The sequence below is a fragment of the uncultured Dechloromonas sp. genome (assembly GCF_945957265.1).
GTDB lineage: Bacteria > Pseudomonadota > Gammaproteobacteria > Burkholderiales > Rhodocyclaceae > Azonexus.
The window spans coordinates 39,287-64,559 of record NZ_CAMFKO010000011.1 but is presented as its reverse complement, the minus strand read 5'-3'; the positions used below and the strand labels follow the sequence as shown (position 1 = coordinate 64,559).

The 25,273-nt window shown below is 64.7% G+C and carries 23 protein-coding genes; 21 read left to right on the top strand and 2 right to left on the bottom strand.

Going from position 1 to position 25,273, the window contains the following annotated elements; all coding sequences use genetic code 11:
- Window positions 1–7: 7 nt before the first annotated feature.
- Window positions 8–1,561 carry an alkyl hydroperoxide reductase subunit F gene (gene ahpF / locus Q0P59_RS08000; protein WP_295005378.1) on the bottom strand — a complete coding sequence of 518 codons (1,554 nt, stop codon included), beginning with the start codon at window positions 1,559–1,561 and terminating at the stop codon, window positions 8–10.
- A gap of 122 nt (window positions 1,562–1,683) precedes the next feature.
- Window positions 1,684–2,247, bottom strand: a complete 564-nt coding sequence (ahpC, locus tag Q0P59_RS07995) for an alkyl hydroperoxide reductase subunit C (protein WP_295005376.1) — start codon at window positions 2,245–2,247, stop codon at window positions 1,684–1,686.
- A gap of 306 nt (window positions 2,248–2,553) precedes the next feature.
- Here ahpC and Q0P59_RS07990 point away from each other — a divergent pair, with 306 nt between their 5' ends.
- The 21 genes from Q0P59_RS07990 to Q0P59_RS07890 all read left to right on the top strand — a co-directional run bounded on the left by Q0P59_RS07990 (window position 2,554) and on the right by Q0P59_RS07890 (window position 25,267).
- Complete coding sequence (locus Q0P59_RS07990; protein ID WP_150427139.1) at window positions 2,554–2,814, top strand: chaperone NapD; 261 nt, start codon at window positions 2,554–2,556, stop codon at window positions 2,812–2,814.
- Window positions 2,811–5,324 (top strand): nitrate reductase catalytic subunit NapA, encoded by a 2,514-nt coding sequence (napA, locus tag Q0P59_RS07985; protein WP_295005373.1) that lies wholly within the window; start codon window positions 2,811–2,813, stop codon window positions 5,322–5,324. Before Q0P59_RS07990 ends, napA begins: the two co-directional genes overlap by 4 nt.
- 66 nt (window positions 5,325–5,390) lie before the next feature.
- Window positions 5,391–5,831, top strand: a complete 441-nt coding sequence (locus Q0P59_RS07980) for a nitrate reductase cytochrome c-type subunit (RefSeq protein WP_295005371.1) — start codon at window positions 5,391–5,393, stop codon at window positions 5,829–5,831.
- On the top strand, window positions 5,831–6,469 hold the full coding sequence (locus Q0P59_RS07975) for a NapC/NirT family cytochrome c (protein WP_295005369.1): 639 nt from the start codon (window positions 5,831–5,833) through the stop codon (window positions 6,467–6,469). Before Q0P59_RS07980 ends, Q0P59_RS07975 begins: the two co-directional genes overlap by 1 nt.
- 216 nt (window positions 6,470–6,685) lie before the next feature.
- Entirely contained in the window at window positions 6,686–6,985 is a 300-nt protein-coding gene (locus Q0P59_RS07970; RefSeq protein WP_117609634.1) for an HU family DNA-binding protein, read from the top strand.
- A 58-nt stretch (window positions 6,986–7,043) separates the two neighbouring features.
- Window positions 7,044–7,415, top strand: a complete 372-nt coding sequence (locus Q0P59_RS07965) for a hypothetical protein (RefSeq protein ID WP_295005366.1) — start codon at window positions 7,044–7,046, stop codon at window positions 7,413–7,415.
- Window positions 7,416–7,455: 40 nt separating this feature from the next.
- The gene (locus Q0P59_RS07960; RefSeq protein WP_295005364.1) at window positions 7,456–8,619 is read left to right on the top strand and encodes a UbiH/UbiF family hydroxylase; all 1,164 of its coding nucleotides are present in this window, start codon (window positions 7,456–7,458) and stop codon (window positions 8,617–8,619) included.
- A gap of 8 nt (window positions 8,620–8,627) precedes the next feature.
- On the top strand, window positions 8,628–9,332 hold the full coding sequence (locus Q0P59_RS07955; protein ID WP_295005362.1) for a DsbC family protein: 705 nt from the start codon (window positions 8,628–8,630) through the stop codon (window positions 9,330–9,332).
- 73 nt (window positions 9,333–9,405) lie between these two features.
- The gene (locus tag Q0P59_RS07950; protein ID WP_295005360.1) at window positions 9,406–11,376 is read left to right on the top strand and encodes a diguanylate cyclase; all 1,971 of its coding nucleotides are present in this window, start codon (window positions 9,406–9,408) and stop codon (window positions 11,374–11,376) included.
- 303 nt (window positions 11,377–11,679) lie between these two features.
- Window positions 11,680–12,126 (top strand): division/cell wall cluster transcriptional repressor MraZ, encoded by a 447-nt coding sequence (gene mraZ, locus Q0P59_RS07945; protein ID WP_295005358.1) that lies wholly within the window; start codon window positions 11,680–11,682, stop codon window positions 12,124–12,126.
- Between the two features lie 271 nt (window positions 12,127–12,397).
- On the top strand, window positions 12,398–13,318 hold the full coding sequence (gene rsmH, locus Q0P59_RS07940; protein WP_295005356.1) for a 16S rRNA (cytosine(1402)-N(4))-methyltransferase RsmH: 921 nt from the start codon (window positions 12,398–12,400) through the stop codon (window positions 13,316–13,318).
- Window positions 13,318–13,599: a cell division protein FtsL gene (gene ftsL, locus Q0P59_RS07935; RefSeq protein ID WP_295005354.1), complete on the top strand. Its 282-nt coding sequence runs from the start codon at window positions 13,318–13,320 to the stop codon at window positions 13,597–13,599. The genes rsmH and ftsL overlap by 1 nt, the downstream gene beginning before the upstream one ends.
- A complete protein-coding gene (locus tag Q0P59_RS07930) occupies window positions 13,599–15,347 on the top strand; it encodes a penicillin-binding protein 2 (RefSeq protein WP_295005352.1) in 1,749 nt (582 codons plus the stop codon). The genes ftsL and Q0P59_RS07930 overlap by 1 nt, the downstream gene beginning before the upstream one ends.
- Window positions 15,344–16,822, top strand: a complete 1,479-nt coding sequence (locus Q0P59_RS07925) for a UDP-N-acetylmuramoyl-L-alanyl-D-glutamate--2,6-diaminopimelate ligase (RefSeq protein WP_295005350.1) — start codon at window positions 15,344–15,346, stop codon at window positions 16,820–16,822. The genes Q0P59_RS07930 and Q0P59_RS07925 overlap by 4 nt, the downstream gene beginning before the upstream one ends.
- Window positions 16,819–18,177, top strand: coding sequence for a UDP-N-acetylmuramoyl-tripeptide--D-alanyl-D-alanine ligase (gene murF, locus Q0P59_RS07920; protein ID WP_295005348.1), 1,359 nt, complete (start codon window positions 16,819–16,821; stop codon window positions 18,175–18,177). The genes Q0P59_RS07925 and murF overlap by 4 nt, the downstream gene beginning before the upstream one ends.
- Window positions 18,177–19,280 carry a phospho-N-acetylmuramoyl-pentapeptide-transferase gene (mraY, locus tag Q0P59_RS07915; RefSeq protein ID WP_295005346.1) on the top strand — a complete coding sequence of 368 codons (1,104 nt, stop codon included), beginning with the start codon at window positions 18,177–18,179 and terminating at the stop codon, window positions 19,278–19,280. Before murF ends, mraY begins: the two co-directional genes overlap by 1 nt.
- A 4-nt stretch (window positions 19,281–19,284) precedes the next feature.
- Window positions 19,285–20,637, top strand: coding sequence for a UDP-N-acetylmuramoyl-L-alanine--D-glutamate ligase (murD, locus tag Q0P59_RS07910; protein ID WP_295005344.1), 1,353 nt, complete (start codon window positions 19,285–19,287; stop codon window positions 20,635–20,637).
- On the top strand, window positions 20,634–21,797 hold the full coding sequence (gene ftsW / locus Q0P59_RS07905) for a putative lipid II flippase FtsW (protein WP_295005342.1): 1,164 nt from the start codon (window positions 20,634–20,636) through the stop codon (window positions 21,795–21,797). The genes murD and ftsW overlap by 4 nt, the downstream gene beginning before the upstream one ends.
- A gap of 103 nt (window positions 21,798–21,900) precedes the next feature.
- Complete coding sequence (gene murG / locus Q0P59_RS07900; protein ID WP_295005340.1) at window positions 21,901–22,959, top strand: undecaprenyldiphospho-muramoylpentapeptide beta-N-acetylglucosaminyltransferase; 1,059 nt, start codon at window positions 21,901–21,903, stop codon at window positions 22,957–22,959.
- Window positions 22,956–24,362 carry a UDP-N-acetylmuramate--L-alanine ligase gene (gene murC, locus Q0P59_RS07895; RefSeq protein WP_295005338.1) on the top strand — a complete coding sequence of 469 codons (1,407 nt, stop codon included), beginning with the start codon at window positions 22,956–22,958 and terminating at the stop codon, window positions 24,360–24,362. Before murG ends, murC begins: the two co-directional genes overlap by 4 nt.
- Window positions 24,359–25,267 carry a D-alanine--D-alanine ligase gene (locus Q0P59_RS07890; RefSeq protein WP_295005336.1) on the top strand — a complete coding sequence of 303 codons (909 nt, stop codon included), beginning with the start codon at window positions 24,359–24,361 and terminating at the stop codon, window positions 25,265–25,267. Before murC ends, Q0P59_RS07890 begins: the two co-directional genes overlap by 4 nt.
- Window positions 25,268–25,273 lie beyond the last annotated feature (6 nt).

Genomic DNA, 25,273 nt, shown 5'->3' with positions numbered 1-25,273 from the left:
CGGTGGATCAGGCCGGCGCCGAGCTGCGGATCAGGTGGTCGAAGGCCGACAGCGACGCCGTCGCACCGGCGCCCATGGCGATGACGATCTGTTTGTACGGCACCGTGGTGCAGTCGCCGGCGGCGAAGACGCCGGGCACCGAGGTGTGGCCCTTGGCGTCGATCTCGATTTCGCCGAAACGGCTCAGCTCGACGCTGCCCTTCAGCCAGTCGGTGTTCGGCAGCAGGCCGATCTGCACGAAGATGCCTTCCAGTTCGACGTGGCGGACTTCCTCGCTGACGCGATCCCTGTAGGTGATGCCATTCACCTTCTGGCCGTCGCCGGTGACTTCCGTCGTCTGCGCCGACTTGATGACCGTGACGTTGGGCAGGCTGTACAGTTTTTTTTGCAGCACGGCATCGGCGCGCAAGGTATCGGCGAATTCGAGCAGGGTGACATGGGCGACGATGCCGGCGAGGTCGATCGCCGCCTCGACGCCGGAGTTGCCGCCGCCGATCACCGCCACCCGCTTGCCCTTGAACAGCGGGCCGTCGCAGTGCGGGCAGAAGCAGACGCCCTTGGCCTTGTATTCCTTTTCGCCGGGCACGTTCATCTCGCGCCAGCGGGCGCCGGTGGCGAGGATGACCGACTTGCTCTTCAGCGTGGCGCCATTGTCGAGTTCCACTTCGATCAGTTCGCCGGGGGTCAACCTGGCGGCACGCTGCAGGTTCATCACGTCGACCTCGTAGTCCTTGACGTGCTGTTCCAGCGCGGCGACCAGCTTCGGGCCTTCGGTGTGGCTGACCGAGATGAAATTCTCGATGCCCAGCGTATCCATGACCTGGCCGCCGAAGCGCTCGGCGACGATGCCGGTGCGGATCCCCTTGCGGGCGGCGTAGATGGCCGCAGCCGCGCCGGCCGGGCCGCCGCCGACGACGAGCACGTCGAAGGCGTCCTTCTTGCCGAGTTCTTCGGCGGCGCGCGCGGCGGCACCGGTATCGACCTTGGCGAGGATTTCCTCGATCAGCATGCGGCCGGCGCCGAACTCGGCACCGTTCAGGTAGGTGGTCGGCACGGCCATGATCTGGCGGGCGTTCACTTCGTCCTGGAACATCGCGCCGTCGATCATCGTGCTCGTCACGCCGGGGTTGAGCACGGCCATCAGGTTGAGCGCCTGCACGACGTCCGGGCAGTTGTGGCAGGACAGCGAGATGTAGGTGTCGAAGTCGAAGTTGCCGGGCAGGGCCTTGATCTGGTCGATGACCGACTGTTCGACCTTGGGCGGGTGGCCGCCGGTCTGCAGCAGGGCGAGGACGAGCGAGGTGAATTCATGGCCCATCGGGATGCCGGCAAAGTGGATGCGCGGCGTTTCGCCCGGCAGGCCGATGGCGAAGGAGGGGCGGCGGGCGGCATTGCCGTTCTCGCGCAGGCTGACCTTGGCGGAGAGGCCGGCGATGTCGACCAGCAGGTCGCGCATTTCGCGGGCCTTGGCACTGTCGTCGAAGGAGGCGACGAGTTCGATCGGACGTTGCAGTTTTTCGAGGTAGGCCGACAACTGGGCCTTGATGTTGGCGTCGAGCATGGTTTCTCTCCCGTTCTGGATTTCACTGCAATGAACCGCTGGTCGGGGCATTGCGCTGAAATCCCGCCGCCGGGCAGCGGCGGGTTTCTCTTTTTTATGGTTCTCTGTTGGCGGTTGGGGGCTTAGATCTTGCCGACCAGGTCCAGCGACGGCGCCAGGGTCTTTTCGCCTTCCTTCCACTTGGCCGGGCAGACTTCGTTCGGGTGGCTGGCGGTGTATTGGGCGGCCTTCAGCTTGCGCAGGGTCTCGGAGACATCGCGGGCGATTTCGTTGGAGTGGATTTCAACGGTCTTGATCACGCCGTCCGGGTTGATCACGAAGGTGCCGCGCAGGGCCAGGCCTTCTTCGTCGATATGCACGCCGAAGGCGCGGGTCAGGGCGTGCGTCGGGTCGCCGACCAGCGGGAACTGGGCCTTGCCGACGGCCGGCGAGGTTTCGTGCCAGACCTTGTGCGAGAAGTGGGTGTCGGTGGTGACGATGTACACCTCGGCGCCGGCCTTCTGGAATTCGGCGTAGTTGTTGGCGGCATCCTCGATTTCGGTCGGGCAGTTGAAGGTGAAGGCGGCCGGCATGAAGATCAGGACGGACCACTTGCCCTTGAGGCTGGCGTCGCTGACTTCGATGAACTTGCCGTTGTGGAAAGCCTGGGCCTTGAACGGTTGAACCTGGGTGTTGATGAGAGACATTGCTTTTCTCCTTGCTTGGGTTTGGATGCGTTGCTACGGTTAGGACAGAACGAATCTTAGGTAAGCCTTGCGCATTGATCCAATTGATTGCTTCAATGTTGGCGATAGTGTCCGGGAATGGGGCAAGGAGAGATGCTCTTTTGCGGGCATAGTACGAAAGCACTAGTTTTTCTTGGTCGTTGGTATTAGTGCGAATCTTTCGTCCGGGTGGAATTGACTCAAATCAAGTGAATAACCCTACTATTCGGAGAGATTACGCCCCGTGGCAGCCGGCGCTGCCGTCAGCATTTCAGGAGCTTGTCCAACATGAATATTTCCAGTGCCATTCTGCACATTGCACCAGCCCGTTTGGCGGAGGCGCGCGAAGCACTGCTGGCGCTTTCGGGGCTGGAAATTCATGCCGAATCTCCAGAGGGAAAAATGGTCGTCGTGCTCGAAGACGACGATCTGGAATCGGCTGCCAATAAATATGTAGCCCTGCATGGTGTTCCCGGCGTCGCAACGGTGGCCATGGTTTATCAGTACAGCGACGACGAATCAGTAGAAACCGAGGAGGTACAGGCGTGAAACTCAATCGACGCGATTTCATCAAGGCCAATGCGGCCGCGGCGGCCATGTCGGCAGCCGGGATGGCAGCTCCGGGAACGGCGCTGGCGCAGGGCAAGGACGACATCCGCTGGGACAAGGCCGCATGCCGCTTCTGCGGCACCGGCTGCGGCGTGCTGGTCGGCACCCAGGAGGGCCGCGTGGTGGCCACCCAGGGCGACCCGGACGCACCGGTCAACCGGGGTCTGAACTGCATCAAGGGCTATTTCCTGTCCAAGATCATGTACGGTTCGGACCGCGTCAAGACGCCGATGCTGCGGATGAAGGACGGCAAGTTCGACAAGAACGGCGACTTCAAGCCGATCTCCTGGAAGCAGGCCTTCGACATCATGGAAGAGAAGTGCAAGGCGACGCTCAAGGCCAAGGGCCCGAACGGCATCGCCATGTTCGGTTCCGGCCAGTGGACGGTCTGGGAAGGCTACGCCGCCTCCAAGCTGTGGAAGGCCGGTTTCCGTTCCAACAACCTCGACCCCAATGCCCGTCACTGCATGGCTTCTGCCGTGGCCGGCTTCATGCGCACCTTCGGCATCGACGAGCCGATGGGCTGCTATGACGACATCGAGCATGCCGACGCCTTCTTCCTGTGGGGCTCGAACATGGCCGAGATGCACCCGATCCTGTGGACGCGCATCACCGACCGCAAGCTGTCGAACAAGAACGTCAAGGTGGGCGTCCTGTCCACCTTCGAGCATCGTTCGTTCGAACTGGCCGACATCCCGATGGTGTTCAAGCCGAATACCGACCTGGCGATCCTCAACTTCATCTGCCATCACATCATCTCGACCGGCAAGGTGAACCAGGACTTCGTCAGCAAGCACGTCAAGTTCAAGAAGGGCGAAGCCGATATCGGTTTCGGCCTGCGTCCGAACCACGAGTTGGAAAAGAAGGCGACCAACAACGGTTATCCGGGTGAAGATGGCAAGCCGAAGGGCAATCCGGGCAAGGCCGACGACATGAGCTTCGACGACTTCAAGAAGTATGTCGCCGACTACCCGGCCGACAAGGTCGCCAAGATCTCCGGCGTGCCGGCCAAGGACCTGATCGCCATGGCCGAGCTGTATGCCGATCCCAAGGTCAAGTGCGTCTCCTTCTGGACCATGGGCTTCAACCAGCACACGCGCGGCACCTGGGTCAATAACATGATCTACAACGTGCACCTGCTGGTCGGCAAGATTTCCGAGCCGGGCAACAGCCCGTTCTCGCTGACCGGTCAGCCGTCCGCCTGCGGCACGGCGCGCGAAGTGGGCACCTTCGCCCACCGTCTGCCGGCCGACATGGTCGTCACCAATCCGGAGCACCGCAAGCACACCGAGGAACTCTGGCAACTGCCGGAAGGCACCATTCCCGACAAGATCGGCCTGCACGCCGTGGCCATGGCGCGCGCCCTGAAGGACGGCAAGGTCAATTTCTACTGGCAGCAGTGCAACAACAACATGCAGGCCGGCCCGAACATCAACCAGGAGCTGTACCCGGGATGGCGCCATCCGGACAACTTCATCGTCGTCTCCGACCCGTACCCGACCGTTTCCGCCATGGCCGCCGACCTTATCCTGCCGACCGCCATGTGGGTCGAGAAGGAAGGCGCCTACGGCAACGCCGAGCGCCGCACCCAGATGTGGCGCCAGCAGGTCAAGGCACCGGGCGAAGCCCGCTCCGACCTGTGGCAGGTCATGGAGTTCGCCAAGCGCTTCAAGATGGAAGAAGTCTGGCCGGCCGAACTGCTCGCCAAGGCACCCAAGCTCAAGGGCAAGACCCTGTTCGACGCCCTGTATGCCAACGGGACGGTCAACAAGTTCCCTGTCAAGGAAACGCAGGCCGGCTTCGACAATGACGAATCCAAGCACTTCGGCTTCTATGTCCAGAAGGGCTTGTTCGAGGAATACGCCGCTTTCGGTCGCGGCCACGGCCACGACCTGGCGCCGTTCGACACCTACCACAAGGCCCGCGGCCTGCGCTGGCCGGTGGTCGAGGGCAAGGAAACCCTGTGGCGCTTCCGCGAAGGCTACGACCCGTACGTCAAAAAGGGCGAAGGCGTCAGGTTCTATGGCCACAAGGATGGCAAGGCGATCATCTTCGCCCTGCCGTACCAGGATCCCCCGGAAATGCCGGACAAGGAGTACAACCTGTGGCTGTGCACCGGCCGCGTGCTGGAACACTGGCATACCGGTTCGATGACCCGCCGCGTGCCGGAACTGTACAAGTCCTTCCCCGACGCCGTCGTCTTCATGCACCCGGACGATGCGCGGGATCGCGGCCTGCAGCGCGGCATGGAGGTCAAGATCGCCTCCCGTCGCGGCGAGGTCACCATGCGCGTCGAAACGCGCGGTCGCAACAAGCCGCCGCGCGGCCTGGTCTTCATCCCGTTCTTCGATGCCGGTCGCCTGGTCAACAAGCTGACCCTGGATGCGACCTGCCCGATTTCCAAGGAAACGGACTACAAGAAGTGCGCGGTCAAGGTGACCAAGGCCTGATATCCGCAACGACAATAACGAACAGCGGCCGGCGGCATCTGCCGGTCGCCACTCGGAGGTGAAAAGATGAAATTGATTACCACTCTGGCGCTGGCTGCCGGCATCGCCTTGGGCGGCATCGGCATGGCCAGTGCGCAGGAACTGGTCAACGAAATTGGCGGCGTGACGATCGAGGGAAACTCCAAGGTCAACATGTTCAAGCCGGAAAAGGATCAGCAGAGCATTCAGCGCAACTTCCAGAAGCAGCCGCCGCTGATCCCGCATAGCGTCAAGGGCTACAACATCACCCAGAACTTCAACAAGTGCATGGATTGCCACTCCAAGGAGCGTGCCGAGGAAACCGGCGCCACCAAGGTTGCCAAGTCGCACTACCTCGACCGTGAGGACAACAAGTTGAAGAACATCTCGCCGCGCCGCTATTTCTGCATGCAGTGCCACGTGCCGCAGTACGACGCCAAGCCGCTGGTCGAGAATACCTACAAACCAGCCGCCAAGAAGGGGGAATGATGAGTCTCGAAAAATACATGCCCGCCTGGGTCAAGCGCATCGGCCTGGTCACGGTCCTGCTGATCTTCGTTGCCGGTATTGTCTTCTGGGGGGGCTTCAACTGGGCTCTGGAAGCGACCAACAAGGAATCCTTCTGCATCTCCTGCCATGAAATGGAAGAGAACGTGTTCCGCGAGTATCAGAACACGGTGCACTACACCAACCGGACCGGCGTCCGTGCCACCTGCCCGGATTGCCACGTGCCGAAGGAGTGGGGCCCGAAGATGATCCGCAAGATTCAGGCTTCCAACGAAGTCCTGCACAAGATCCTCGGCACCATCGACACCCCGGAGAAGTTCAACAAGAAGCGTCACGAGCTGGCGCAGCATGAATGGGACCGCATGAAGGCCAGCGACTCCCGCGAATGCCGCAACTGCCACAACTACTCGTACATGGACTACACCGAGCAGGGCGACCGTCCGGCCCGCATGCACCCGAAGGCTTTTGACGAAGGCAAGACCTGCATCGACTGCCACAAGGGTATTGCTCACCAGTTGCCGCAGATCGACCAGCATATCGGCAAGCAGAACGAAGGCGCGCTGGAGATTTCGCACGGTGACAAGCCGAAGGCCGCCGAGGAAGCTGCCGAGAAAAAGTAAGCTTCAGTGCAAGGGCATAAAGGAACCCCGGTCTCATGCCGGGGTTCTTGTTTTCGACAGCCCGATATGACGTGTCCAAATTACAAAAATTCACGCCGGAACCGCCATAAACCCGCACTGGGACAACACTTATTCAAAAAGGTGTGCTACTTTTACCGTGCTGCCGTCGAGACGGCCAGTTTTCTTAAACGTTAGTAGGTAACAGGAGGCACTTAGATGAATAAATCCGAGCTGGTCGAAGTTGCTGCAAAAGAAGCTGGTATCACCAAGGCTGCTGCTGACAAGGCGTTGTCCGCCATCATCGGCGCAGTGGTCAAGACCGTAACCAAGGGCGAGTCCGTTACGCTCGTGGGTTTCGGAACCTTCAAGTCCGCAAAGCGCGCAGCGCGCACCGGCAAGAATCCCAAGACCGGCGCCACGCTCAAGATTCCCGCTACCACCGTGCCGAAGTTCACGGCTGGTACGGCTTTCAAGGCTTCCGTTGCCGCCAAAAAAACCGCTGCCAAGAAAAAGTAATTTCGGCGTTTTTCGAATGCGGGGTTCGCCATCGGTGGGCTCCGCTTTTTAGTTTCCAATGAACGATTCCAATCCAGAAAACCTTCCTGAAAACCCTCCCGAGACTCAGCCTGCCGTAACGCCGCAGATTGATTCGCGGCGTCGCCTCCGCGAATTGCTGTCGGTTCCCGAGCGTGATCGCACCGACGAACAATGGGACGAAATCATCGAGCTGGAAATCCAGCTTGCTCCGGGTAACCGCGTCTCCGGCAACGAACAGCATGGTGGCGGCGCGCAGCAGGGCCGCGGCAACGCGCAGCACGGCAAGCAGGGGGGCGGCGGAGGCGGCGCTGGCGGTCAGCAGCAGAAAAAGCATCGGCCGCGCACCAACAACAATCGTCGTCCGCGTCAAAACAAGCCACAGTCTGGTGGCGGCGGCAACCCAGCCTGACGCGCTTGTTTCATTCTTCTGAACCGGCATAATTGCCGACATGCAGCAGTTTGATCTGATCATTGTTGGCGGCGGCCTTGCCGGTGCGAGTCTGGCGCTTGCCCTGCGCGATACCCGATTGCGTATCGCGCTGGTCGAAAGCCAGCAGCCGACTCGTCCCGATGGCTGGGATGCCCGCATCTACGCGATCAGTCCGGCGAATATCGAATTTTTGAGCCGCATCGGCGCCTGGCGCCATCTCGATGCCGCGCGCATTGCGCCTATCCGCGCGATGGAGGTTTTCGGCGACGGCGGCGGCAGGCTCGGGTTTTCTGCCTACGAAACCGGTGTCCCGGAACTGGGCTGCATCCTGGAGTCGTCGCTGATGGCTTGCGAGTTCTGGGAGAGCGCCAAGCGGCAGAGCAATCTGGCGCTGTTCTGCCCGGCGCGTTCCGCGTCGATCGAGTTTCGCCATGATGCCGCCGTGCTGCGACTGAGCGATGGGACGCTGCTTGCGGCGCCCCTGCTGGTCGGTGCCGACGGGCGCGACTCCTGGGTGCGGCAGTCGGCCGGCCTGGAAGCTGTCAATACGCCCTACGGCGAAAAGGGCGTGGTCGCCAATTTCCTCGTCGAGAAGCCGCATCGGAACTGCGCCTACCAATGGTTCAGGGACGACGGCGTGTTGGCGTATCTGCCCCTGCCGGGCAATCGCATGTCGATCGTCTGGTCTACGCCGGATGCCCATGCCGACGAGTTGTGTGCGCTCGAGCCAAATCGTTTCTGCGAGCGCGTCGCCGAGGCGGGTGGGGAGACTCTCGGGGCCTTGCAGTTGTTGACGCCGCCGGCCGCCTTCCCGTTGCGCCTGATGCGGGTTCCGCAGACGGTGGCGCCGCGCCTGGCGCTGGTTGGCGATGCGGCGCACGGCATTCATCCGCTTTCCGGCCACGGCATCAACCTCGGTTTTCAGGATGCGAGCGTGCTGGCTTCCCTGCTGTCCGCCGCGCAGCCCTGGCAGGATGTCGGCGAAATGAGATTCCTGCAGCGCTATCAGCGGGCCCGGCGCGAGGAAACGGTGCTCATGCAGTCCGCCACGGACGGACTGCGCCGCTTGTTCCGCGGCTCTTCGCCCGGCATGAGGCCTTTGCGCAATCTGGGCCTGACGTTGACGGATGGCCTTCCGTTTATCAAGAACACGCTGGCGCGCTACGCGCTGGGCGGGATTTAGGAGCTTTCATGTTGAAGTCGGTTTTATCCCTGACGTTGGCCATGGCCTGCGCTTCGTTTGCCATGGCCGATGAGGCGGATATTCGCAAACTCATGGAAGCCAAGCTCGGCACGAAGGTGGATAGCGTGGCGAAGTCGGGCTATCTCGGGCTTTACGAGGTGTATGCGGACGGCACGATCTTCTACACCGACGACAAGGTGTCCGCCATCGTGGTCGGCGGTCAGCTGGTCGACGCCAAGAGCATGAAGAACGTGACCGACGAGCGCATGCGGAAGCTGACGGCCATCCGTTTCGGCGACTTGCCGCTGGAGCGTGCCATCAAGCAGGTGCGCGGCGACGGAAAGCGGGTTCTCGCTTCGTTCGAGGATCCCAATTGCGGCTATTGCAAGCGCCTGGCCAAGGAGATGCAGAAGCTCGACAACGTCACGGTGTACACCTTCCTGCTGCCCATACTCTCCGAGGATTCGGTGCGCAAGTCGCGGCAGATCTGGTGTTCCTCCGATCGCGCCAAGGCCTGGAACGACTGGATGATCGACGGCAAGGTGCCGGCCGGGCGCGAGGATTGCGATACCTCGGCGATTACCAAGAATCAGGATTTCGGTCGCAAGCTGAACATCTCCGGCACACCAACCTTGTTCTTTGGCGACGGGGAGCGCATTCCGGGGGCTGTCCCCCTGGCGCGAATCGAGCAGAAGCTGAATCAGGTCAAGTAAGCATGCGGCTCGGCCACACATTCAAGGTGACGTGTGGCAAGGGCTTGCCGGGCCGGTCCGGGGATCGTGCCTGATGGAAAGGGAGGCGTTCGGCCAGCTGTTGCTGCGGGCTTATCGCTCCTCCAGTTTCCGGCTGGTGCTGTTTTGCATCCTCACCTGGCTGGGCGTGGCTTCCCTGGTGTTTTTCCTGCTCCAGGAGGGGCGGCAGCAGGTCGAGCGCAAGGCCGAGATCGAGGCGCAGGGCGTTTCTGCGGTTCTAGAGGCCCGCTTGTCCGGCGTTCTCCAGCGTGTCCAGTCCGACCTCGAACAACTGGCAGCAAGCTTGCCGGCGGAGGTTTATGCGCCAGGCGCAGCCCCCGTTTTCCGGGGCGATGTCGTCCGCACCCTGCGCTTGCACTCCCGGCAGTTTTCCGAGGTGGCCGGGTTTCGCGTGCTGGATGCGAACGGTGTCCTGATTTACGACTCCCGTGGGGCTGCGCCGGGGGATAGCTTCGCCCAGCGGGCTTATTTCAAGAATTTCGAGCGGGGGGGCGGCAACGGCCTCTTTTTTTCCGAGGCGCATACCGATCCCTTGCTCGGGCATTGGGTGCTCGGGGTGTCGGTAGCCGTTCGTCGCGAAGGCGGCGGGCTGACGGGCGTGATCATCGCGCTCCTCGACCTGTCCCATCTCTCGTCGTGGTTTGAAAGCGTTGCCGTCGGGGAGCGGGGCGTCGTTTCGCTGCGCCGGGTCGAGAATGGGGGCGTGCTGTTGCGGCGGCCATTCGTGCCCGAGCAGGCCAACAAACCCTTGCTGGACAATCCGTTGCAGAAACAGGTGGAGGCCGGCGGGCGCTCGGGCCTCATGCATTTCCATGGAACGATGGATGGAGTCGAGCGGGTTTTCAGCTATCGCCGGCTGGCCGATTATCCCTTGTATGTGGCGGCGGGGCTGGCGACCGAGGATTACCTGGTCGAGTGGCGTCGTACCCGGCTATTCGGCTGGCTGGCCGGCCTGGCGCTGTTCCTGGCGCTGGTCCTGCTCCTGACGCGCGTTCTCAAGGCCGGCGGGCGGGAGGCGCAGACCGCCGGACAGTTGCGCGAAAGCGAGGCGCGCTATCGCATGCTGGCCGAAAACAGTCACGATGTGATCTGGACGGTCGATATTCCTTCGCGCAGCTACACCTATGTCAGCCCCTCGGTTGGCGGCATGACCGGCTTTACGCCGGACGAACTGGTCGGCCAGCCTTTCGATGTGCGCCTGACGCCGGACTCGGCGCTGCGCCTGGCGCGCGAGATCGATCTCCGCTTGCGCCGCATCGCTTCGGGCGACCGGGCGGCCAGCGTGGTGGTGAGCGAATTCGAGCTGGTCTGCAAGGACGGCACGCAGATATCCACCGAAGTGGTGTCGAGCTACCTGCTGGATGCCGACGGCGTGGCGAGGACGATTCTGGGGATCACCCGAAATATCAGCGAGCGCAAGGCGGCCGAGCATGCGCTGAAGGAAAGCAATCGGCAGCTGCACGCCCGTATCGAGGAAATCGGCCGCCTGCAGGTCGCTCTGCAGGAATTGGCTGTCCGCGACAGTCTCACCGGGCTCTATAACCGCCGCTATCTCGACGAGACCCTCGATCGCGAAGTGTCGCGGGCCCGGCGCGAAGGCAATCCGCTGTCGCTGGTCATGCTCGATATCGACTACTTCAAGCGGGTCAACGACACCTACGGGCATCAGGTGGGCGACGAAGTCCTGCGCACGCTTGCCGCCACGCTGTCGGCCGACATCCGGGCCGAGGACGTGCCGTGTCGCTACGGCGGCGAGGAGTTCCTCATCCTCCTTCCCAACATGCCGCTCGAGACGGCGATGATGCGTGCCGAGGCCTGGCGGGCGGCCGTCGAGAAACTGTCCATCGCGCACGGGAATTTCCAGCTGACCTTCACCATTTCGCTCGGCGTCTCCGCCTATCCGGATCATGGCAAGACCCCCGACGAACTGACCCGCTGCGCCGACCAGGCGCTTTACCAGGCCAAGCACGACGGCCGCAACCGGGTCTCCATCCACGGTCTCTGAGCGGTGACCGGCTGCCTCGGCGCGCTGCGCCCGGGGATTCCTGGCGCTCCACTATTTACCACGCCGGCATGCCGGGTGGCGGTGGCTTTTTGACTTCGATCAACTCCTGATAAGTCACTTTAAGTGTCCATTTTCTCGTGTTGATTTTTAAGGGAAAAATTTTCAAATAATGACCATCAAAACCCTCCGTAAGTCCTTGTTGCATAAGAAAAAATCCGAGATTTTTCTATTGACGGAGGTGGCTTGTTGTTTTAAAGTGGGTAAACGTGTTGAAAAGTGGGTAAACGGGGAGCGAGACGAAGGATGTTCGAGGGGGCTGCAGCACTCAGTCTGGATGCGAAAGGGCGGCTTGCCATTCCGGCAAGGCATCGCGAAGCCCTGCTCGCCGCCAGCGAAGGCTCGCTCGTCCTGACGGCGCACCCGCATCGCTGCCTGCTGCTTTACCCGTCGCCTGCCTGGCAGCCGATCCGCGACCAGATCCTGAAGGCCTCCAGCCTCGATCCGCGTGCCGCGTCGATCAAGCGCGTGCTGGTCGGTAACGCCCGCACCGAGGAGCCGGATTCGGCCGGCCGCATCCTGGTTGCCCCCGAGCTGCGCGATTACGCCCAGCTGGAAAAAACCGTCTACCTGGTCGGCATGGGTTCGCACTTCGAAATCTGGAGCGAGGCCGGCTGGAAGCGGCAGAACGACCTGGCGGCGGAGGCCCTTTCGGGCGACATGCCGCCCGGCTTCGGAGACCTGGTGCTGTGATAGGGGTCTGCCCTCGCCCGGCTCACGGTTGCGCAGGGGTCTGGCGGGGATGCAACGCCAGGCGCCGGTCGTGCCGTGCAGTCATCTGCACAAACGGCCGGCAACGCAGCGGTGAGCCCCGCCAGACCCCTGCCCTCCGGGTTGTCCCGGCTGGCCGCGTTCGCGTCGTTGCACGCGTGGGCCTGGGAGTGGCCCGGGCCGGCGCCCTGCGCCTCGCGCCCATCTGCCTGCCGGCACAACGCGAACCGCGATCCGGGCGAGGGCAGACCCCATGAGCAGCGCCCACGTCACGGTGCTGCTCGATGAGGCGGTAGAGTCCCTGGCGATCAAGGCTGACGGCGTTTACGTCGACGCCACGTTCGGCCGCGGCGGTCATAGCCGTCGCATTCTTTCCTGTTTGAACGAGCAGGGGCGCCTGGTGGCGCTCGACCGCGACCCGCAGGCGATTGCCGCGGGCGAGGCGATTGGCGATTCCCGGTTTCGGCTGGTGCATCGCGCTTTCGGCGAATTGGCCGAGGCCGCGCAGGAGGCCGGGATTTCCGGTGTCGATGGGATTTTGTTTGATGTGGGGGTGTCGTCGCCGCAAATTGACGACGGGGAACGCGGCTTCAGCTTCCGCTACGACGCGCCGCTCGACATGCGTATGGATACGACGCAGGGCGAGACGGCGGCCGAGTGGCTGGCGCGGGCCGAGGTGAGAGACATAACGGAGGTCATTAGAAACTATGGCGAAGAACGGTTTGCTTTCCAGATTGCAAAGAAGGTTGTGGCTGCTCGGGTCGAACAACCTATTGTCACAACAGGTCAGTTCGCGGCCCTCGTACGCGAGGCCGTGCGCACCCGTGAACCAGGGCAGGACCCGGCGACGCGCAGCTTTCAAGCTCTACGGATTCATATCAACCAGGAGCTCCGCCAGCTGGAAGTAGCCCTGCCGCAGGCGCTTGCCTTGCTGAAGCCGGGTGGCCGTCTGGCCGTGATTTCCTTCCATTCGCTCGAAGACCGCATCGTCAAGAACTTCATGCGCGCCCAATCGACCCCGGATACCTTGCCCAAGAACCTGCCGCTGCGCGTCGATCAGTTGCCCAAGCCGAAGCTGCACCTGGTCGGCAAGGCGATCAAGCCGACTGCGGCCGAGGTCGGGGCCAATCCGCGGGCGCGCAGCGCCGTGATGCGTGTGGCCGAGAAGCTGTGATGCTGCGTTTCAATATGATCCTTCTCCTGATCGTCGTCGTTTGCGCGCTGGGTGCGGTGACCTCCCAGCATCGCGCGCGCAAGCTCTTCCAGGGGCTGGAGGCGGAGCAGGAGCGGGCGCGCCAGCTGGATATCGAATACGGCCAGCTGCAACTGGAAATGTCGACCTGGGCGAATCATCCGCGTATTGAAAAGATCGCGCGCGAGCGCCTGCTCATGGTCGCGCCGGACGCGCTGGGGCGTGTCGTGCAGCCGCTGGCGGCCAGAAAGGGCGGTCGCTGATGGTCGTCCGCCGTCGTCCGCAACGCGGTCACCGCTTTACCGAAAGCCCGGTGCTGCAGCTGGCCCTGCAGGGCTGGCGCTCGCGCATGGTCGGCCTGCTCCTGATGGGCGCCTTCCTGGCCCTGGTGATGCGCGGCTTCTATCTGCAGGTGATCCACAACGACTTCCTGCAGCAGAAGGGCGATTCGCGCTATCTGCGCGACATCGAGATTTCCGCTTCGCGCGGCAAGATCGTCGATCGCAACGGCGACATGCTGGCGGTGTCCACCCCGATGAAGACCATCTGGGCCATCCCCGGCGATGCGCGGACGATGAACGGCGAGCAGAAGCGCCAGCTGGCCGGCTTGCTCGACATGGGCGTCCGCGAGCTGGATGGCAAGATCGCCAGCGAGAAGACCTTTACCTTCATCAAGCGCCAGGTTTCCCCGGAAACGGCCGAGCGCATCGCCGCGTTGAAATTCCCGGGCATCCACCAGGAGCGTGAATACCGCCGTTTCTACCCGACCGGCGACATGACGGCGCATATCGTCGGCTTCACCGGCGTCGACGACAAGGGCCTGGAAGGCGTCGAGCTAGCCTTCCAGAACAGCCTGCTCGGGCGTTCCGGCAGCCGCACGGTGATCCGCGACCGGCGCGGCAATATCGTCGAGGACGTCGGCGCCACCAAGCCGCCGCAGGATGGCAAGGATGTCCGCCTGGCCCTCGATTCGAAAATCCAGTACCTGGCCTACAGCCAGCTGAAGGAAGCGGTCGAGAAGCACAGCGCCAAGGCCGGCGGCGCCGTGGTCATCGATGCGCGCAACGGCGAAGTGCTGGCGCTGGTCAATTGGCCGACCTACAACCCGAACAATCGGGAGCGGCTGTCCGGTGCGCAGTTGCGCAACCGCGCCATCACCGATACCTACGAACCGGGGTCGGTGATGAAGCCGTTTACGGCCGCGCTGGCGCTGGAACGCGGCAAGGTTCGCTTCGATACGGTGATCAACTGTGCGCCAGGCAAGATGACCATCGGCCCGGCGACCATTTCCGACGCGCACCCGCACGGCGCGCTGACCGTCGCCCAGGTCATCCAGAAATCCTCCAACGTGGGCACCGCCAAGATCGCGCTGGGCTTCTCGCCCAAGGAAATGTGGGACATGTTCGACAGCGTCGGCTTCGGCCAGGCGCCGAATCTCGGCTTCCCGGGCGAAGTGAACGGCCGCCTGCGTCCCTGGAAGAACTGGCGTCCGATCGAGCAGGCGACCATGTCCTACGGGCATGGCATCGCCGTCAGCCTGATCCAGATGGCACGGGCCTATACGGTCTTCGCCCGCGACGGCGAACTGATGCCCTTGTCGCTGCTCAAGGTCGATGATGCGCCGCCCCGGGGTGTGCGTGTCTTTTCGCCGCAGACGGTCAAGGAATTGCGCGCCATGCTCGAAATGGCCGCCGGCCCCGAAGGCACGGCGCCCAAGGCGCGGGTGCCGGGCTATCGCGTCGGCGGCAAGACGGGTACCGCCTACAAGGTCGAGGGTGGGGCCTATGCCCGGAAATACGTGGCGTCCTTTGTCGGCATCGCGCCGATCAGCGATCCGCGCCTGGTCGTCGCCGTGATGATCGACGAGCCGAGCGCCGGCGGCCACTACGGCGGCGATGTGGCCGGCCCGGCGTTTTCCCAGATCATGGGTGGCGCGCTGCGCACCATGGGTGTTGCTCCGGATGCGCCGATCCAGGTGGCGACCGCCGAGCAGGGAAAGGGAAAGCTGTGAGCACGCCGCGCGAAATTCTCGACCGCTTCGAAGCCTTGGGCGTATTCCCGAGCGGTGTCGCCGACGACAGCCGGCAGGTGCGCCCGGGCGACCTGTTCCTGGCCTACCCCGGCGATCTCGCCGATGGGCGTCGCTACATCGCCGATGCGCTGGCCAAGGGCGCCGTCGCCGTGCTCTGGCAGCCGGGCGGCGATTTCGCCTGGGATGCGGCATGGCGCGTTCCGCATCTGACCCATGACGCCTTGCGTCCCCTGGCCGGCCCCCTGGCCCATACGGTTTACGGCCATCCCAGCGAAGCCTTGTCGCTGATCGCCATTACCGGCACCAACGGCAAGACGACGATCAGCCAGTGCCTGGCTCGGGTCTATCCCAAGCCCTGCGCGATCATCGGCACGCTGGGCGCCGGCTTCCCCGATGCCATGACCGAAACCGGCTTCACGACGCCGGAAGCGACGACCCTGATGCGCTATCTGGCCGGCTTCCGCGAGCAGCAGGCGGCGGCCTGCGCGCTGGAGGCCAGCTCGATCGGCATCGAGGAAGGGCGCATGAACGGTGCGCGCGTCGATGTCGCGGTATTCACCAACATCACCCGCGATCACCTCGACTATCACGGGACGATGGATGCCTACGCGGCGGCCAAGGCCAGGCTGTTCCATTGGCCGCGCCTGCGCACGGCCATCGTCAACCTGGACGACGAATTCGGCCTGCAGCTGATGCGCGAAACGTCGGCCATGCGCGTTCTGGGTTACTGCATCGGCGAGCCGCGTCGCGATTTCCACGCCGTGGTGCGTGCCGAGGACCTGGTCGATACGCCTTTCGGCCAGCGTTTCAACCTCGTGCTGCCGAATGGCCGGGCCATGGTCGATACCGCGCTGGTCGGCCGTTACAACGTCTCGAACCTGCTGGCGATAGCCGGGGTGCTGTTCGACGCCGGCCTGGCGGCCGACGACGTGGCCTTGCGCCTGTCCGAGATCACGGCGCCGCCGGGGCGGATGGAACGGGTTGGCGGCAACGGCGAGCCGCTGGTCGCCGTCGATTACGCACATACGCCGGATGCGCTGGACAACGCGCTGAGCGCGCTGCGCGACGTGGCCGCTGCGCGCGGCGGCCGCCTGTGCGTGGTCTTCGGCTGCGGCGGCGATCGCGACAAGGGCAAGCGTCCGCAGATGGGCGCGGTTGCCGAGCGTCTCGCCGACCGCGTGCTGGTCACCAGCGACAATCCGCGCAGCGAGGTGCCGCAGGCCATCCTCGACGACATCGCGGCCGGCATGGCGCACGCCGACATGGAAGTCGACCGCGCCGCGGCCATCCGCCGGGCGATTCTCGAAGCCGATGCCCGCGACGTGGTCCTCCTCGCCGGCAAGGGCCACGAACCTTACCAGGACATGGGCGGCGTCCGCCTGCCTTTCTCCGATGTCGAACAGGCCGAGGCGGCGTTGGCCCAGCGGCGCAGCAAACAGGAGGATGCGGCATGAACTGGCTGCTCTCGCAAGTCACAACTGCAGTCCACGGCCGCCTGGTTGGCGCCGATGTCGCTGTCGACGGCGTATCGACCGATACCCGCGCCATTGCCCGGGGCGGGCTGTTCGTCGCGCTGGCCGGCGAGCGCTTCGATGCCCACGAATTCCTGGCCCAGGCCGTCGCCGGCGGCGCCGCCGCCCTGCTGGTTTCCGACGAGAGCAAGCTGCCGGCCGGCGTGCCGGCCGTCGTCGTCGACGATACGCGCCTGGCGCTGGGGCATCTGGCGGCCGCCTGGCGCGCCCGGTTCACGCTGCCGGTCATCGCCGTCACCGGCTCGAACGGCAAGACGACGACCAAGGAAATGATCGCCGCCATTCTCAAGGCCGCTTTCGGCGCCGCCGTGCTGTCGACGCGCGGCAACCTGAACAACGACATCGGCCTGCCGCTGACGCTGCTCGGCCTGAGCCCGTCGCATCGCGCCGCGGTGATCGAGATGGGCATGAACCATCCCGGCGAGATCGCCTACCTGGCGCGCATCGGTGCGCCGACGGTGGCCATGGTCACCAATGCCCAGCGCGCTCACCTGGAAGGCATGGGCGACCTCGACGAGGTGGCCCGCGAAAAAGGCGCCATCTTCGGCGGGCTGCCGGCCGGCGGCGTCGCGGTGATCAACGCCGACGACGCCTATGCGTCGGCCTGGCGCGGCATGGCCAGCGGCCATCCGGTGCGCACCTTCGCCATCGACGGCGCCGCCGATGTGGTCGCCAGCCTCCGCCAGCATGGGCTGGAAACCGAGCTGGAACTGCATGCGCCGGAAGGCGAGGCGACGGTCAAGTTGTGCATTCCCGGGCGCCACAACGCACGCAATGCAGTGGCCGCCGCGGCCGCTTGCCTGGCCGCCGGCATCCCGCTCGCCGCGGTCGGCGAGGGGCTGGCGTCCTTTGCCGGCGTCAAGGGGCGCCTGCAGCGTCGTGCCGGCAAGCAGGGGGCCGAAATTCTCGACGACACCTACAACGCCAACCCGGATTCGGTGCGCGCCGGCATCGACGTGCTCGCCTCGACCGTCGGTCGCAAGCTGCTGGTCCTCGGCGACATGGGCGAGATCGGCGAAGCCAGCGGCCAGTACCACGACGAGATCGGCGGCTACGCCAAGAGCCAGGGCGTCGACCGCCTGTTCGCGCTGGGCGACGCATCGCAACTGGCGGTACGCAATTTTGGCGAAGGCGCCCGGCACTTCTGCAATATCGAGAAGCTGATCGCCGCCGTCGACAAGGAGTTGGGTCCGGATACCACCGTGCTGGTCAAGGGCTCGCGCTTCATGAAAATGGAAAGAGTGGCCGACGCACTGGCCGCCGAGGAGAAACCGTAATGCTGCTTGCCTTGGCTCAGTGGCTCGCCCAGGACGTCCGCTTTTTCAACGTCTTCAACTACATCACGCTGCGCGCCGTGTTGGCGGCGATGACCGCGCTGCTCATTTCGCTGGCCGCCGGGCCGCGCGTCATCCGCTGGCTGGCCGCCAAGAAGATCGGCCAGGCGGTGCGCACAGATGGGCCGCAGACGCACCTCGTCAAGTCGGGCACGCCGACCATGGGCGGCGTGCTGATCCTCATCGCCATCGCCATCACCACCCTGTTGTGGGGCGACCTGACCAACAAGTACGTATGGACCGTGCTGGTCGTCACGCTCGGCTACGGCATCGTCGGCTGGTACGACGACTGGAAGAAGGTGGTCTATCGCGATCCGAAAGGCCTGTCGGCCAAGTGGAAGTACTTCTGGCAGTCGGTGCTCGGCATCGGCGCCGCGCTGTTCATCGCCTTCTCGGCGAAGACGCCGGCGCAAACCGAGCTGATCATTCCCTTCATCAAGACGGTCAGCTACCCGCTCGGCGTCATCGGCTTCATCACGCTGACCTACTTCGTCATCGTCGGCACCAGCAACGCGGTGAACCTGACCGACGGCCTCGACGGACTGGCCATCATGCCGACCGTGATGATCGCCTCGGCCTTCGCGCTGATCGCCTACGTCACCGGCCACGCGGTGTACGCCAAGTACCTGCTGATCCCCTACGTGCCGGGAGCCGGCGAGCTGTGCATCCTGCTCGGCGCCATCGCCGGGGCCGGGCTCGGCTTCCTGTGGTTCAACGCCTACCCGGCCGAAGTGTTCATGGGCGACGTCGGCGCGCTGGCCCTCGGCGCGGCGCTCGGCACCGTCGCCGTGATCGTCCGCCAGGAAATCGTGCTGCTCATCATGGGCGGCGTCTTCGTCATCGAAACGCTGTCGGTGATGCTGCAGGTCGGCTACTTCAAATACACCAAGAAGAAGTACGGCGAGGGCCGGCGCATCCTGCGCATGGCGCCGCTGCACCACCACTTCGAACAGACCGGCTGGAAGGAGACGCAGGTCGTCGTCCGCTTCTGGATCATCACCATCATGCTCGTGCTGATCGGGCTGTCCACCTTGAAGCTGCGCTGAGAACATGGAACTGAAGGGCAAACGCGTACTGGTGATCGGGCTCGGCGAGTCCGGACTGGCGATGGCCAAGTGGCTGCATCGCCAGGGCGCGTTCGTCCGCGTTGCCGATTCGCGCGTCAATCCGCCCAATGTCGAGGCCCTGCAGCGGGTGGCGCCGGGCGCCGAGCTGCTGGCCGGGCCGTTCGCCAGCCAGCCGTTCGCCGACGCCGACCTGGTCGCCCTGTCACCGGGCGTGCCCAAGGCGACGCCGGAAATCGCCACCGTCGCCGACAAACTGGTGTCCGAAATCGAACTGTTCGCCGCCGGCGTGCGCGAGCAGGTGCCGGGTTCGCAGATCGTCGCCATCACCGGCAGCAACGGCAAGACGACGACCACGGCGCTGACCGCCCACCTGCTCAACGGTGCCGGCGTGCCGGCCATCGCCTGCGGCAATATCTCGCCGTCGGCGCTCGATGCGCTGATGGATGCGCAGGACGCCGGGATGTTGCCGGAAGTGTGGGTAGTCGAGCTGTCCAGCTTCCAGTTGGAGACGACGCATCACCTGAAGGCCGCCGCCGCCACCGTGCTCAACCTGTCCGAGGATCACCTCGACCGCTACGACGGCAGCCTGGCCAACTACGCCGCCGCCAAGTCGCGCGTCTTCCAGGGCAAGGGCGCGATGATCCTCAATCGCGACGACGACTGGTCGATGGGCAACGGTCGCTGCGGCCGCAAGATGATCACCTTCGGCCTGAACCCGGCGCCGCGCGGCGTCGATTACGGCTTTGCCGACGGCGCCATCTGGCGCGGCAAGGAGAGGCTGGTCGAACTCGCCGACCTGCAGCTGTCCGGCCTGCATAACGCCGCCAACGCCATGGCCGCCCTGGCGCTGTGCGAGGCGATCGGCGTCGCGCCGCAGCGCCTGGTCGCCCCGCTCAAGACCTTCAAGGGCCTGCCGCACCGCGTCGAAACGGTGGCCGAGATCGGCGGCGTGCTCTATGTCGACGATTCCAAGGGCACCAATGTCGGCGCCACGCTGGCCGCCATCGAAGGCATGGGGCGCAAGGTCGCCATCGTGCTCGGCGGCGACGGCAAGGGGCAGGACTTCTCGCCGCTCAAGCCGGCGCTGGAAAAGCACGGCCGCGCCGTGGCGCTGATCGGCCGCGATGCCGCCGCCATCGGCATGGCCCTCGAAGGCAGCGGCGTGCCGACCCGCATCCTGGGCGACATGGAGGCCGCCGTGCGCTGGCTGGCCGGTCACGCCCAGGCCGGCGATTGCGTGCTGTTGTCGCCGGCCTGCGCCAGCCTCGACATGTACCGCAACTACGCCCATCGGGCGCAGGCCTTCATCGACGCCGTGCAGGGGCTGCAGCCATGATGATCGGCGCCCTCGACGCACCGCGCCGCCAGGTGGCAGAACTCGATTACGCCCTGCTGTGGAGCGTGTTGCTGCTGCTGTTCACCGGCCTGGTCTTCGTCTATTCGGCCTCCATCGCCATTGCCGAGGGCGGGCGCTCGACCGGGCACCAGCCGGCCTACTACCTGATCCGCCAGGGCATCTTCCTGTGCATCGGCCTGGTCGCCGCCGCGGTGACCTTCCAGATTCCGCTCAAGCTGTGGCAGCGCTACGCGCCCTACCTGTTCATGGCCGGCGTCGTGCTGCTCGCCCTGGTGCTGATCCCCGGCATCGGCCGCGACGTGAACGGCGCCCGCCGCTGGATCTCGCTCGGCTTCGCCAACCTGCAACCGTCCGAGCTGATGAAGCTGTTCGCCGTGCTCTATGCCGCCGACTACACGGTGCGCAAGATCAACGTCATGCATGACCTGAAGCAGGCCTTCCTGCCGATGTTCGGCGCCATGGCCGTGGTCGGCATGCTGCTCCTCAAGGAGCCGGATTTCGGCGCCTTCGTGGTGATCATCTCCATCGCCATGGGCATCCTCTTCCTCGGCGGCCTCAAGGCCCGCCTGTTCGCGCTGCTCATCGTCGGCCTGCTCATCGCCTTCACGATCATGATCATCGTCTCGCCCTACCGGCGCGACCGGGTGTTCGGCTTCATGGACCCGTGGGCCGATGCTTTTGGCCGCGGCTACCAGCTGTCGCACTCGCTGATCGCCTTCGGCCGCGGCGAACTGTTCGGCGTCGGCCTCGGCGCCAGCGTCGAGAAGCTGTTCTACCTGCCGGAGGCGCATACCGACTTCCTGCTTGCCGTCATCGCCGAGGAACTGGGCTTCTTCGGCGTGCTGGCGGTGATCGCCCTGTTCGCCGTGCTCGTCCAGCGCGCCTTCGCCATCGGCCGCCAGTGCGTGCAGCTCGACCGCCTCTACCCGGCGCTGGTCGCCATGGGCATGGGCGTCTGGTTCGGCGTGCAGTCCTTCATCAACATGGGCGTGAACATGGGCCTGCTGCCGACCAAGGGGCTGACCCTGCCGCTGATGAGCTTCGGCGGTTCCGGCGTCGTGGCCAACTGTATCGCGCTGGCCATCCTGCTTCGCGTTGATTGGGAAAACAGGCAGCTGATGAGAGGTGGGAAGTTATGACCACTTTTGTGCTGCCTGTTTCGGTGAAGGCTAACTTGCGCAGCAAGTTAAGGGCTGTGCCCGGCCGTAGCCAAAATCGCCAATTGATGCGCGGAGGCAAATTATGAGCAAGACCATCCTGGTCATGGCCGGCGGTACCGGCGGCCATATCTTCCCGGCCCTGGCTGTCGCGCATCAGTTGCGCGATGCCGGCTGGCGGGTCGTCTGGCTTGGCAACCCGGAGGGCATGGAAGCACGCCTGGTGCCGCAGCACGGCTTCGAGATGGTGTGGGTCAAGTTCTCGGCGCTGCGCGGCAAGGGCATCCTGCGCAAGCTGCTGCTGCCGCTCAACCTGTTGCGCGGCTTCTGGCAGGGGCTGCGGGCCATTCGCCAGGTCAAGCCGAATGTCGTGCTCGGCATGGGCGGCTACATCACCTTCCCGGGGGGCATGATGGCCGCGCTGACCGGCGTGCCGCTGGTGCTGCACGAGCAGAATTCGGTCGCCGGCCTGGCCAACCGGGTGCTGGCCGGGGTTGCCGACCGCATCGTGACCGGGTTCCCCGATGTGCTGAAAAAAGGCGAATGGGTCGGCAATCCGGTGCGCCCGGACATTGCGAAGATCGCCCCGCCGGCCGAGCGTTTCGCCGAGCGCAGCGGCGCCCTGCGCATCCTGGTCATCGGCGGCAGCCTGGGTGCCCAGGCGCTGAACGAGATGGTGCCCAAGGGCATGGCCCTGCTCGGTGAGGCCGAACAGCCGCAGATCGTCCATCAGGCCGGCGAGAAACATATCGAAGCCCTGCAGGCCAATTACGCCGCGGTCGGCGTCCAGGCGCACTGCGTGTCCTTCATCGAGGACATGGCCGGCGCCTACGAGTGGGCCGACCTGGTGATCTGCCGGGCCGGCGCGCTGACCATCGCCGAACTGGCCGCTGCCGGCGTGGCCAGCATCCTGGTGCCTTTCCCGCATGCGGTCGACGACCACCAGACCGGCAACGCCAGGTTCCTGGTCGGCGTCGGCGGCGCCTTCCTGTTGCCGCAGACCGACCTGACGCCGGAGTCGATCGCGCTGATCCGCAACTATTCCCGGGGCCAGTTGCTGGAAATGGCCGACAAGGCGCGCAGCATGGCCAAGCCCGATGCGACCGAGGCTGTCGCCCAACTTTGCACGGATATCGCCAAATGAAACACAAGGTCAAGAACATCCATTTCGTCGGCGTCGGCGGCTCGGGCATGAGCGGTATCGCCGAAGTGCTGGCCCACCTCGACTTCATGGTCAGCGGTTCGGATATCGCGGCCAGCGCGACGACCCGCCGCCTGGAGGGCGAGGGCGTCAAGGTGATGGTCGGCCATGCCGCCGAAAACATCGCCGGGGCCGATGCGCTGGTGGTATCGACCGCGGTCAAGGCCGACAACCCGGAAGTGGTCGCCGCCCGCGAGCGGAAAATCCCGGTCGTGCCGCGCGCCCAGATGCTGGCCGAGCTGATGCGCCTGAAGAGCGGCATCGCCATCGCTGGCACGCACGGCAAGACGACGACGACCAGCCTGGTCACCAGCATCCTGGCCGAAGGCGGCATCGACCCGACCTTCGTCATCGGCGGCCGCCTGAACGCCGCCGGCGCCAACGCCCGCCTGGGCAGCGGCGACTTCCTGGTGGCCGAGGCCGACGAGTCGGATGCTTCCTTCCTGTTCCTGTCGCCGGTCATCTCGGTGGTCACCAATATCGACGCCGACCACATGGAAACCTACGGCCACGACTTCGAGCGCCTGAAGACGGCCTTCGTCGATTTCCTCAACCGCCTGCCCTTCTACGGCGTGGCCGTGGTCTGCGGCGACGACGCCAACGTCCGCGACATCCTGCCGCGCGTGCCGAAGCAGATCATCACCTACGGCCTGTCGAAGGAGAACAACTTCTACGCCGAGGATGTAGTCGCCGAGGACGGCCGCATGCGTTTTACCTGCGTGCGCGTCAATGGCACGACGACCCGCCTGCCCATCGTGCTCAACACGCCGGGCATGCACAACGTGCTCAACGCGCTGGCCGCCATTGCCGTGGCGACCGAGGTGCAGGTCGCCGACGAGGCCATCGTCAAGGCGCTGGCCGAGTTCAAGGGCGTCGGCCGCCGCTTCCAGCGTTACGGCGAAGTGGCCCTGCGCAACGAGGACGGTACTTCGGGCGGCAGCTTCACCCTGGTCGACGATTACGGCCACCACCCGGTCGAAATGGCCGCCACCGTGGCCGCCGCCCGCGGCGCCTTCCCGGGGCGCCGGCTGGTGCTGGCTTTCCAGCCGCACCGCTATACGCGGACGCGCGACTGCTTCGAGGATTTCGTCAAGGTGCTGAGCACCGTCGATGCGCTCTGCCTGGCCGAGATCTACGCCGCCGGCGAAGCGCCCATCGTCGCCGCCGACGGCCGTTCGCTGGCCCGCGCCCTGCGCGTGACCGGCAAGGTGGAGCCGGTGTTCGTCGAGGATATCGCGGCCATGCCGCAAACGATCATGGATGTCGTCCGCGATGGCGACGTGGTATTGACCATGGGTGCCGGCTCGATCGGCGCGGTGCCCGGCAAGCTGGTGGAAGGCAAATGAGCAGCAGTTTCGGCAAAGTCGCAGTCCTCTTCGGCGGTACGTCCGCCGAGCGCGAGGTTTCCCTGAACAGTGGTTCGCGCGTCCTGGCCGCGCTGCAGGGGCAGGGCATCGACGTCCATGCCTTCGATCCGGCCACCCAGACGCTGGACGACCTGAAGGGCTACGACCGCGCCTTCATTGCGCTGCACGGCCGCCATGGCGAGGACGGCACGATCCAGGGCGCCCTCGAGGTCATGCACATTCCCTACACCGGTTCAGGCGTGCTCGCCTCGGCGCTGGCCATGGACAAGTTCCGCACCAAGCTGATGTGGCAGGCGGCCGGCCTGCCGGTGCCGGAATACGCGCTGTTGAACGCCGATTCCGATTTCGCCGAGGTCGAGGAACAGCTCGGCCTGCCGCTGTTCGTCAAGCCGGCGCGCGAAGGCTCGTCGATCGGCGTCACCAAGGTCAAGGCGCGCGGCGAACTCAAGGCCGCCTACGAGGAGGCCGCCAGGCACGATCCGCTGGTCATCGCCGAGAAGGGCGTGATGGGTGGCGAATACACGGTCGGTATCGTCGGCGACGAAGTGCTGCCGATCATCAAGATCGAGCCGGCGACCGAGTGGTACGACTACGAGGCCAAGTACAACCGCGACGACACCAAGTACCTGTGTCCCTGCGGCCTGCCGGAAGCCAAGGAAATGGAAATCCGCAAGGGTGCGCTGGAAGCCTTCCGCATCCTCGGCGGCCGCGGCTGGGGCCGTGTCGATTTCCTGATGGACGAGGCCGGCAATCACTATTACCTGGAAGTGAATACCGCCCCGGGGATGACCGACCACTCGCTGGTGCCGATGGGCGCCCGCGTCGCCGGCATGGAATACCCGGTGCTGGTCCGCCGCGTCCTCGAACTGGCTGCGAACGACTGAGAACGA